The 10,605-nt window shown below is 40.0% G+C and carries 9 protein-coding genes; 3 read left to right on the top strand and 6 right to left on the bottom strand.

Going from position 1 to position 10,605, the window contains the following annotated elements; translation table 11 throughout:
* Positions 1-176 precede the first annotated feature (176 nt).
* Together JW841_12460 and thrC are read right to left on the bottom strand one after the other, a co-directional pair.
* The gene (locus tag JW841_12460) at positions 177-503 is read right to left on the bottom strand and encodes a hypothetical protein (protein ID MBN1961748.1); all 327 of its coding nucleotides are present in this window, start codon (positions 501-503) and stop codon (positions 177-179) included.
* Positions 504-535: 32 nt separating this feature from the next.
* The gene (thrC, locus tag JW841_12455) at positions 536-1,849 is read right to left on the bottom strand and encodes a threonine synthase (protein MBN1961747.1); all 1,314 of its coding nucleotides are present in this window, start codon (positions 1,847-1,849) and stop codon (positions 536-538) included.
* Positions 1,850-2,239: 390 nt separating this feature from the next.
* Here thrC and JW841_12450 point away from each other — a divergent pair, with 390 nt between their 5' ends.
* Entirely contained in the window at positions 2,240-2,473 is a 234-nt protein-coding gene (locus tag JW841_12450) for a hypothetical protein (GenBank protein MBN1961746.1), read from the top strand.
* 54 nt (positions 2,474-2,527) lie between these two features.
* Positions 2,528-4,243, top strand: a complete 1,716-nt coding sequence (gene thiC / locus JW841_12445; GenBank protein MBN1961745.1) for a phosphomethylpyrimidine synthase ThiC — start codon at positions 2,528-2,530, stop codon at positions 4,241-4,243.
* Positions 4,244-4,262: 19 nt separating this feature from the next.
* Here thiC and JW841_12440 read toward each other — a convergent pair whose 3' ends face one another.
* Both JW841_12440 and JW841_12435 read right to left on the bottom strand, forming a co-directional pair.
* Positions 4,263-4,625 carry a hypothetical protein gene (locus tag JW841_12440; GenBank protein ID MBN1961744.1) on the bottom strand — a complete coding sequence of 121 codons (363 nt, stop codon included), beginning with the start codon at positions 4,623-4,625 and terminating at the stop codon, positions 4,263-4,265.
* Positions 4,626-4,629: 4 nt separating this feature from the next.
* A complete protein-coding gene (locus tag JW841_12435) occupies positions 4,630-6,315 on the bottom strand; it encodes a hypothetical protein (GenBank protein MBN1961743.1) in 1,686 nt (561 codons plus the stop codon).
* 123 nt (positions 6,316-6,438) lie between these two features.
* Between JW841_12435 and JW841_12430 the strand changes: the two genes are divergently transcribed.
* Positions 6,439-8,004 (top strand): sigma 54-interacting transcriptional regulator, encoded by a 1,566-nt coding sequence (locus JW841_12430; GenBank protein MBN1961742.1) that lies wholly within the window; start codon positions 6,439-6,441, stop codon positions 8,002-8,004.
* Between the two features lie 428 nt (positions 8,005-8,432).
* On the opposite strand, the gene JW841_12425 is transcribed toward JW841_12430, so the two are convergent.
* Together JW841_12425 and JW841_12420 are read right to left on the bottom strand one after the other, a co-directional pair.
* Complete coding sequence (locus JW841_12425; protein ID MBN1961741.1) at positions 8,433-8,849, bottom strand: hypothetical protein; 417 nt, start codon at positions 8,847-8,849, stop codon at positions 8,433-8,435.
* A gap of 172 nt (positions 8,850-9,021) precedes the next feature.
* Positions 9,022-10,350 (bottom strand): ATP-binding protein, encoded by a 1,329-nt coding sequence (locus JW841_12420; GenBank protein MBN1961740.1) that lies wholly within the window; start codon positions 10,348-10,350, stop codon positions 9,022-9,024.
* Positions 10,351-10,605 lie beyond the last annotated feature (255 nt).

Genomic DNA, 10,605 nt, shown 5'->3' with positions numbered 1-10,605 from the left:
TAGGGAATAGGGAATTTTAAGTGAGAGCTTATTCGAAATCGTCTCTATCATTCTCTCAAGAAAAGCAATTTTTGATCTTGCACCCTTATCGGTCAGATAAGCTCTAGCGTTGCTATAAATTTTGCAATAATTTAAACCTTAGAAAATAAATATTAGATATATTAATAAGCAATTAACTAAGGCAGATCGGTATCGTTTGAGTCTGAATTTATATTCATCTCAGCTATTGCTGCTTTGGCTTTTGCCCGGCGATGGCGGCGGGCGCGAATTATCAGACCGATGATAAAAAAGAATATAATACCCCCTATTGCGCCACTAAGTTGAGCTTGGATAATTCGCGCTGTAGCTTGTTGCACTGTTTCCGTGCATAAACACATGGCGGTAAGCGAGGTACCAGGGGTTTGATACCAAGCAATAACTGAAGGTGCTATTAAAGTAGCTGCTATAGCGCCGCATAATGCTCCAAAAACGGCAAGCATCGTAATAGTTTTAATTGTTTTCACACTAAACTCCTTAATTTTAAAAAAGCTGATGATTATCCAAGAGCAGCTTTAAGTACAGCAGCATAATCATCTGGGACTTCGCAAGGTTTGCGCTCTACCCCAAGATTAACCCCAGCAACTTGATCAGCTGCAGTAGCTATTTTAAATTCGGTAAACTTTAAACCATGTGCTGTTGCTACTACTACTACACGAGCGCCTTTTGCAATAACGCCAGCTTGTTGTTGCTTTTCAACTGCACCTAGGGCAACAGCAGTATGTGGGCAAACATATAAACCGCTTTCATCTGCACGTCGGGCAATATCTGTAAGCTCGGTCTCACTTACCGATTCGACCACCCCATCTACTTGCTTTAATGCACGTACGGCCCTAGGGAAAGAAACAGGATTACCAATACGAATTGCCGAAGCTTGCGTGACCCCAGCGATTAAGGGGATCAGTGGTGAAAAGCCTTCTTTATATGAACGAAACAACGGATTTGCTTGTTCGGCTTGGGCACACAAAACTTTAGGCAAATGCGTAATTAAGCCTGCTTCTAAAAGCTGCGAAAAACCTGCCACCAAAGCTGAAACATTGCCGAGATTGCCACCCGGAATCGCCACCCAATCAGGTACTTGCCAACCGAGCGCTTGTACTATCTCAAAAGCAACTGTTTTTTGGCCTTCGATTCGCAGTGAATTTTTTGAATTCGCAAGATATACGCCCTCTTCATTGCATAGTCGCTGCACATGTTTCATGCAACCATCAAAATCAGTATCAATGGCAATAACATGTGCACCGCTTGAAAGCGGTTGCACCATTTGCGCAGCCGTAATTTTGCCGCGTGGCAGTAATACTAAGGTACGCAAGCCGGCTGCCGCACCATAGGCTGCTAAAGCTGCTGATGTGTCACCAGTAGAAGCACAAGCTACTGCCGGTACTTTAATACCTCGCCGCCGCATAGAAGCTAGTTGCGAGATAAGCACCGTCATACCGAGATCTTTAAATGAACCGGTAATACTATGGCCACATTGCTTGACTAATATCTGCAACCCAAGACTATCACCAAGCCTTTTGGCTAAAGTCAGGGGCGTACCGCCCTCGCCCATAGTAACAATATCATCACGTGCAACCTCAGGTAGTACCCATTCATGATAGCGCCAAACACCTGAACCGTAGGGGCCAGGGCTACCATAGTGGCGAGATTCAAATAAGGTTCGCCAACTATCTGCAGAACGCTGTTTTATCGCGTTTTGATCGTGAATTACTTCAAGTAAACCACCACAAGATTTGCAATCATATACTGACTCGTCAAGCTGGTAGGTTGCTTGGCATGAAGAACAATGAAATTTTGCATTTAAAGTATTCACAGTGAGGTAGCTTATAGATCTAAATATGCTTTTTTGAAAAGAGATTATTATAAACACTTAGGGCATGCCCCTAAATTAACTATTTATTTTATAAATGATTATAACTTGTTGATATTTCATAATATTTAATTATGATGGCTTAAATTTGATGCAATTTTCTTCTATGTCATCCCCGTGAAAACTTAGGATCCAGATACAATAAATCATTGAATTTTCTCCTGGATTGCCACTTTCGTGGCAATGACGATTGGTTTGAAATTGAATTTAGGGAATTTAGGGACACGCCCTGTTAAAAGGATTTTTTAAAAATTATATTTACCCTTTCAAACTCTGGTCATCTGCGTATAAAAAGATTATCTTTTATTTTATAGAGGTTAAGGACATCGGCTTATGTTGACTTGTGCAGATTGCGCTAAACTGCTACCCGACATTATTGATGGCAACGCAAAACCTGCACTTTATGATGAATTCATTTATCAAACTAAACAACGTGAAAAATGTCGTCATTGCTACGAAACTTATAAAAAGAGTGCCAAGCTAATGCGAATTGCTTACACCAACAGTGAGCCATCACAGCCATGCGAAGAACTGTTGAAATTTTTACGCAATCGCTTGGTACCTTGATGATTTATAAGTAACTGAAATAGCATAACTTTTTCGCTTTTTGGAGAATATACGATGACTGGCTCATCGAAATCTTATGCCTTAAATAACAATCAATTGAATGATGTTGCTTCTGCGTCCTTGCCAGCATCACGTAAAATTTATGTTAATGGTAAATTACACCCGCAAATAAAAGTGCCTTTTCGTGAGATTTCACAAACACCAACGCGTAGTTGCCGCCACGGCAAAACCGCAGAAATATCTAATCCTCCTTTATATGTATACGATACTAGCGGACCCTATTCTGACCCCGAACAAACGATCAATGTTCATCGTGGGCTCGCTCCCCTTAGGCGCGCTTGGATTTTGGCGCGTGCTGACGTACAAACTCAAACAAATGGCAAAACGCTTGTCGGTCAAAAAGGCAAAGCGGTTACGCAAATGCATTATGCTCGCCGTGGTATTATCACCCCTGAAATGGAATTTGTCGCTATTCGCGAAAATGCCCGTTTAAATGACAAGTTAGCGCAACATTCGCAAAATAACCAAAATCGCACCCAGGCAAAACCGATAACCCCTGAGTTTGTGCGAGATGAAATAGCTAATGGACGTGCAATTATTCCGGCAAACATTAACCACCCTGAAAGTGAGCCCATGATTATTGGGCGCAATTTTTTAGTTAAAATAAACGCAAATCTTGGCAATTCTGCACTTAGCTCCTCAATTGAAGCTGAAGTAGAAAAAATGGTTTGGGCCATCCGCTGGGGTGCTGATACGGTTATGGATTTATCAACCGGCGCCAATATTACTGAAACCCGTGAATGGATCTTGCGCAATAGTCCGGTGCCTATTGGTACCGTACCCATCTATGAAGCTTTAGAAAAAGTTGGCGGTGTTGCTGAAGATTTATCTTGGGAAATATATCGCGATTGCCTAATCGCCCAAGCTGAACAAGGTGTTGATTACTTTACCATTCATGCTGGGGTGCGCCTTGCTCATATTCCTTATGCTAATAAACGACTCACCGGAATTGTCTCGCGCGGTGGTTCAATCATGGCGAAATGGTGCCAGACACATCGTCAAGAAAGTTTTCTTTATACGCATTTTGAAGAGATTTGCGAAATCATGCGTGCTTATGACATTGCCTTTAGTCTTGGTGACGGCTTGCGCCCAGGTAGTGGTCATGACGCCAATGATGAAGCACAATTTGCTGAGCTGCACACGCTAGGCGATTTAACTCACATTGCCTGGAAACATGATGTTCAGGTGATGATCGAAGGACCAGGCCATGTGCCTTTGCCGTTAATTGCGGCTAATATGAACGCACAACTTGAGGCATGCCATCAAGCACCTTTTTATACTTTAGGGCCATTACCCACTGATATTGCGGCAGGTTATGACCATTTTGCCGCTGGGATAGGGGCGGCATTAATTGGTTCACTTGGTTGTGCCCTACTTTGCTATGTAACTCCCAAAGAACACTTAAGCTTGCCGAATCGCGATGATGTAAAAGAAGGTGTTTTAGCATTTAAAATTGCAGCGCATATTGCCGATGTTGCCAAAGGTCATCCGGCTGCAGTTGCTCGTGATTATGCATTGTCAAAAGCACGTTTTGAATTTCGTTGGGAAGATCAATTTAATTTAGCGCTTGACCCAGTACGTGCGCGTGCTTTTCATGATGAAACGCTGCCGAGTGCCGATGATAAATCAGCGAACTATTGTTCGATGTGCGGGCCGCAATTTTGCGCGATGAAAATTAGTAAAGATGTGCGCAGCAACGTTGAAGTTTAATTACTGCAATACTTATAAACTATAAGTCTGGTTGTTTTGCTGCAAGATTAACTGTAGTATCTTCAGTATAGTAAGCTTGCGCAATGCCGTGCAACAACAACGAAGGGCGCGTCAATAATGGGCCAATAATGCCGGCAAGCAGATATGCAGCTATAGTATTATTGTAGAGTATCGCACGCGCCCGCCTGCCAGCACGCGTTTCAGGTGCTTCTTGCGCAAGTTTAATTAAATTTTGGTAATACTCTTTATGATTACCATCAAACTTTGCATCCACCGCTTTTATATAAGTTGCACGAGCATCAGTTGCAGATGCTTGATGAGCACAGGCACTTGCAGTAATTATTGCCAGCGCCAGACTAATAATTGTGATTAAACGCTGCATGTTTTTATATCTCCGAAGTAGAAGCCTCAATAACTACCACTGGGCCATTAATGTTGATTGAAAAAGCTAAATCATAAAGCAGCAAGCTTTGCAGACTCAACATAGACATCGTAATTGGAAGTCGCTGCAAATAAGCACGTGCGCTTTCTGGCAATTCATTAAATATATCTTTTTTAGAAAGATCTAGTGCTCTAACCAACCAAGCCGCGATAGCACCCAGTGTACCGTCACCATAATTAACACTATATGCAGAAAGAACTGCCGGGCGATCAACTGTGGCTCTTACTGTTGGAGTTAGTGGTCCGGCTGCTGCTAAATTTTTATTAGTATGACCATTACTGATGGCATCATTAATTTTAACTAATGAACTAACTCGCGCCTTATCCATTACGATATAAACCGTGCGACCAATAGCAACAACATCAAAACCAGCAAGTTCGGGATCAGGTTGAACTACAAAACCTTGGCTTGCCCCGGCGAGGTTAGTTGCTTTAGCAATTAAATTATCTAATTTGGGAACTTCTTGTAAAAACAATTTATGCAACCAAGTTTCAAGCTCTGGGACAATAGTATTGGCAGCCGCATTATCTTTCATAGTTATTCCCAAAACCCAATCGTTGGGACTGCCAAAAGTAGCTATGCCTATTCGCCCATCTAGCTGCCCTAGTGATTCTTTCAGTTGCGCTGACAGAGATGGCACTTTTTCGTCTTCGAGTTCTTTCACAATAAGTTCAGGTAATGGCTGTAATGCGACTGGAGGTATTGTCGCGGTTAATATGGTCATAGCTTCAGGACCGAAACTAGGCGTTAAAAAATCTTCTAAAATAGGTTTGCGGATCATGGCCGCAAATGGCAACAAATTTGCCGAGGCAGCACATATGCGTGCGCGCACTGAACCGTCTTTTACCATTTGTAGACCAAATGTAACCGCCTCCATAGATTTTATCGCGCGCCTAAGTTGGCGCTCACCTGATGCGGCTTCGGACATTTCTTTAGCTATACGTCCAGCACCTTGAATAAATGCGGTAACCGTATCACCTTCAATCCATTTAGAAATGTCTTCGCTAAATTTAGGTGGAGGCAATTTTGTCTTGGTTACTTGTAATAATGACGACACCCGTAAAAAGTTATCATCACTAAGCGTAGCTATTGCCTGACCAAACTCCGTACTAATTTGCCATTGTTGTTCATTAGGGCGCTCTTCATCTTTAATTGTAAAAAGCGGATTATTTTCAGCTTTAGTATAGCTATGTAGTCGTTTTGCAAAGCCGGATGAAACTTTGATTGCTAGTTGCCAACTAACTTTTGCCGTCTCCAAATCGTCAGCAGCTTCACGAGTAATGAATGATAATTGAGCTGGAATTTGCTCATTACCTGAGTCAACCAAATCAATAAAATGTTTTAATTCATCGACATAATCTCTTGTAGCTATTTCGCCTGGGCGTGTTTTTGCATAATAGGCTTTACCAACTCGACTTTTGATTAATCGTTGTTTCTGGCATAAAGCTGATGCATAAAATTGGCGCAAATCGGGGATCACCACCCCGGCTTCAAGACGCCATTGCGTTTCGCTTTGGTTTACTAAAGATTCTGCTTCTGCAGCAATAGCTATTGTATCACCAACTATTGTTAAAGTGAGCAAAGTGACACCACATAATAATAACCTTTTAAAACTATGTAAGATTTGCATGACAGATAAATTAGCCGTATTGCTATCTTCGCGCAAATCCATTTCACTAACTTTATTAAAAACCGGTGGTTATAGTTTTGATGATTGCTTTTTCAATAGTTTGGCGTATTTAACTAAACAAAAATGACAACCTTAATAAAAGACAATCGTTATCGCAAAACGGTCGAAGCTTTGCTCTCGAGCACTGATATTAGCGATTCGCTGCTGGCGCTAATTCATTCTATGGCTGCTTTTGCTCCCGTGTCAGGGGTATCGCTGCATCTTTTTGATTCTAACATTGGTGTCGTTGATTCGGTGGCAATTATTGAAGGCGGCAAAACAACTTCGATCTCTCAATGGACAGCCGTATCAACTGAAATTATACTGGCGAATATTCCTGATCATAATTACACCTTGTTGCATCTTGATAACTTAATCCAACACCCTTTACTTAAACCGTTAAGTGAATCTTGTAGCTTAACGGGATTTACCGGTTCTATTTTATTGGTTCGTCTTGATGCCAAACGCCTAGGCGCATTAATCTTATGCTATTCAGCTCACGAATTACCTAGTGAAGCTTTTGTTAATCTACTGGCCTCTTTAGCTGTACCTGTTACTTTCTTATTGTCAACAACGTTTCAGCATCGCCAATTTGAAAATATTCAAGAGATGCTAACCGAAGATAAACGAATAAAGCGTGATAAATTTTTAAATATTGCAAATTTTACCAGAGTCGTTGGCGCCAGTGGTGGTTTACGCAGTGTTATGGCGCAAGTTCAAAAAGTATTAACCTTAGATTACCCAGTATTACTAACCGGTGAAACTGGCACTGGCAAAGACGTTATTGCGCATACCATCTATGAATGGTCATCACGCCGTAATGGGCCTTTTATAAAAATAAACTGCGGCGCGATTGCTGAAAATCTCATTGAAAGTGAATTATTTGGTCATGAACATGGCGCTTTTACAGGCACAGTAGCACAACATCGTGGTTGTTTTGAAAGAGCTAATGGTGGCACTCTCTTTTTAGATGAGATTAGTGAGCTACCTATAAATTCACAAACACGCTTTTTGCACGTGCTGCAAGATCATGTCATTAAACGAGTTGGCAGCGGCAAATCTCTGCATTTAGATATTCGAATTATCGCCGCAACAAATCGCGATTTAGCCGCCATGGTTCGTCATCGCCAATTTAGACAAGACTTATTTTTTCGCCTTAATGTATTTCCGATACGCTTGCCGCCCTTGCGTGAACGTCCGGCAGATATTCCAGAATTAGTGCGACACTTTATTAATAAAAAATGCAATGAAATGAAATTGCCAAACAATGCCATGTTAGATCCAGGTGCGCTTGAGGAGTTAATTGGCTATGAATGGCCAGGCAATGTGCGTGAACTTGAAAATGCCATAGCGCACGCACTAATTAGTAATCCGCAAGGGCCGTTATCATTTCCGTTTCTATTTACTAGTAACAATATCGATGTGGACGAATATGCATTACATCTCGCCAAGCGTCTCAATATTAGCAAATTCGATGAAACTATTAGTCGTCATTTATTAACCGTAATGCAGCAGGTTGACGGCCGCGTAGAGGGTCCCGGCGGAGCCGCTGAAATTCTTGGGGTTAAACCTTCGACCCTGCGCAAACGCATGCGTAAACTTGGTATTGCCTTTGGACGTGCATATAAAAACCAACTAACCACACCATAGTGTGGAATTTGTTAATTATCAATCTTCCCATAATCGTATTATCTATATGTTTTTATTGGTATTTTTGTTAAGAGATTGAATCGTCATTCTATATTTCTATAGCCTTCCACACCATAGTACAGCAAAATTCCACACCATAGTGCAGTTTCAGGCTGTTTGAAAAATAAAACTCAATAAAATCAGCAAAGTAAATTTTGGCACAATTACTGCTGTATAGACTACTGAAAACAAATTTTGGGTATTGGCATGACACTTGGCAAACATAACGCATCAAAATTCACAATCGTTGGCGATGTAGTTTGTCTTACTAAGCATCGGGGAGAAAAAATCGGGGAGTTAAAAGGGAGTGTCGTACAAATGGGAGACTTAAATGAGGGAGTGTCTTTTAAACACATCGCCACGATTGTGAGTATTATTAACAAATTAGTTCATTTTTTACTTAAACCTTTCCACTCAATATTTTCTTCTTTAAGCCACTTGCGTGCAATATCTTCGGCATGTTCAAGAATGGCAGAGTATGCAACTTTTTCAATAAATGGATGCAACCAACTAATTGCGGTAACGATAGTATGCATATACCTACTGCCTAATACTGCAATCGTACCAATATAATGTTGTTTAAATAAGTGTGCATCATCACGCGAATGTAAAGCAAAACCTACTCGAATATCATCAGGTATAAACGTTAATTCACGTATATCTATAATATTTACATATTTTTGTTTTCGTTTAACCAGTGAAATCGATAATTTTTTGTATTCTTGTAGCAATTCTTCATCGGCCAAGCCTTCTACGGTCATTAAACTTACCGGCCAGCTATCGGTATTAAGTGTAATTTTTGCCATACCGACCCCCAATTGCTTTTAGTTTAAAAATTTGGCTATAGTTTGCTTAATGCCACCAATGCTAATGCCAAATTAACAGCCTGATAACATTTTATTTTTAATATTTCTAGATATTATACTTCTCTTATGTAAATTAGATGCAGCGCACTATAAAATTAAATCAATAAAACTATTATTCGCCCAAACGCCTAAAAAATTCACCAGCAGCATATAATGGAATATTTATACGGTCGTTTTGTTTTTCGCTATTACGCCCCGAAAACACATAAGCTGATTTTGCGTGATATTTCTCAATAAACACTTTAAGACTTTTTGAATTGGTGACTTTGCCTGATTTAACTTCAATAGGTATTAATTCATTTTCATTTGAGTATAAAAATTCAATTTCTGAAGTTCGCCCCTTCCAACAATAAAGTTCTAAGCATTCATTAACTAGCATTTCTTGGGCAATAAAATTTTCAGCTATATATCCTTTATAACTACCAAAATTGTAATCAAATATTGCTTGCGCTGGTAAATTGCTAATAGCGCTTAACATTGCGACATCAAAAAAATATAATTTAAAATTGTTCTCTGATGCATATGCCGAAAGCGGCAGTGATGCTGTTTCAACAATTGCTGTTTTAATTATTAAGCGAGCGCCGATAAGCCAATTAATAGGCCCGCTTAAACGTTCATATCCACGTATGCCGGGCAAGACATCTTTAAAACGATATTTAGGTGCAGAGTCATCAATAGTGCGAGCTAATTGTTGCGGCACATTTCGCCAAACCCTATCAACATGCAAGGCGTTGGTTTTGCCGCTATGTTTTGCAATATCAGCACTATAAGCATTTATTAAGTCGCTTTGCAGTTTGCGAACGCTAACAATTGCTTGAAACAAATTAGCATGATGTTTGGCATATGCCATAACCACAGCCGGCAACCCACCAACAACAAGATAATGTTTCCATAAATCCCAAAATCGTTCATGCGCTGCTATTGGAAATGGACTTGAAATATTGTGAGTTGCAAGTAAATTTGCAAGTTCTCTTTCACCGATACCCAAAAGAAATTCATGATAATTCATTGGGTATAAATCATAAAACGTAACTTTACCGACAGGAAATGATTCATTGCTAAGGATCACCCCTAAAAGTGAACCCGCTGCACAAATGGCTAACTCAGGTAGTTCTTCACAAAAATACTTTAAACTAGTTAGAGCACACCCGCATTGTTGAATCTCATCAAATATAAGCAGGTCACTTCGAACATCAATGTCGCGATTAAGCAAAAAACGCAGCTCATTGAGTATACGTTTTGGATTTAAATCAACTGCAAATATATTAGCCAGTCGCGTATTTTCTTCGAAATTGAGATAGTGGCAATTGCGAAATTCTCTTTTACCAAACTCTTTAAGCGTAAAGGTTTTGCCGACCTGTCGCGCACCACGTAAAATCAATGGCTTACGCGGTTTTACTAATCTCCAATTAGTTAATTTTTTTTCAATGAGGCGTTTCACATTGATAATATTATGATATTTAGTACTTTTTGCAAGCTATTTATAGATTACTTGGTACTTTTTGCAAGCATAAATTAAGATAATTTATGTAATATTTCGCAGTTTATCTCGTAATTAGCTGACTCTTAGTCTGATCTTTTAAAAAAAGTTGAAGGATTTGGATCAGTTATCCAACCATTAGTAAAATAAGGTGTAAAATAATTAAGCCGAGATCGACTTGACTAAGCAAAATTTGTAAATAAGTGGCATGGAAAC

It is taken from the genome of Deltaproteobacteria bacterium, assembly GCA_016931625.1.
Classification (GTDB): domain Bacteria; phylum Myxococcota; class XYA12-FULL-58-9; order XYA12-FULL-58-9; family JAFGEK01; genus JAFGEK01.
Note: the sequence above shows the minus strand (reverse complement) of the source record. Positions and strands in the feature narration are given on the sequence as shown.

Bases quoted from the DNA above. Each gene is read 5' to 3' on its own strand.
- JW841_12450 (MBN1961746.1), top strand. From the start codon at position 2,240: ATGTTGACTTGTGCAGATTGCGCTAAACTGCTACCCGACATTATTGAT.
- thiC (MBN1961745.1), top strand. From the start codon at position 2,528: ATGACTGGCTCATCGAAATCTTATGCCTTAAATAACAATCAATTGAAT.
- JW841_12440 (MBN1961744.1), bottom strand. From the start codon at position 4,625: ATGCAGCGTTTAATCACAATTATTAGTCTGGCGCTGGCAATAATTACT.
- JW841_12435 (MBN1961743.1), bottom strand. From the start codon at position 6,315: ATGCAAATCTTACATAGTTTTAAAAGGTTATTATTATGTGGTGTCACT.
- JW841_12430 (MBN1961742.1), top strand. From the start codon at position 6,439: ATGACAACCTTAATAAAAGACAATCGTTATCGCAAAACGGTCGAAGCT.
- JW841_12425 (MBN1961741.1), bottom strand. From the start codon at position 8,849: ATGGCAAAAATTACACTTAATACCGATAGCTGGCCGGTAAGTTTAATG.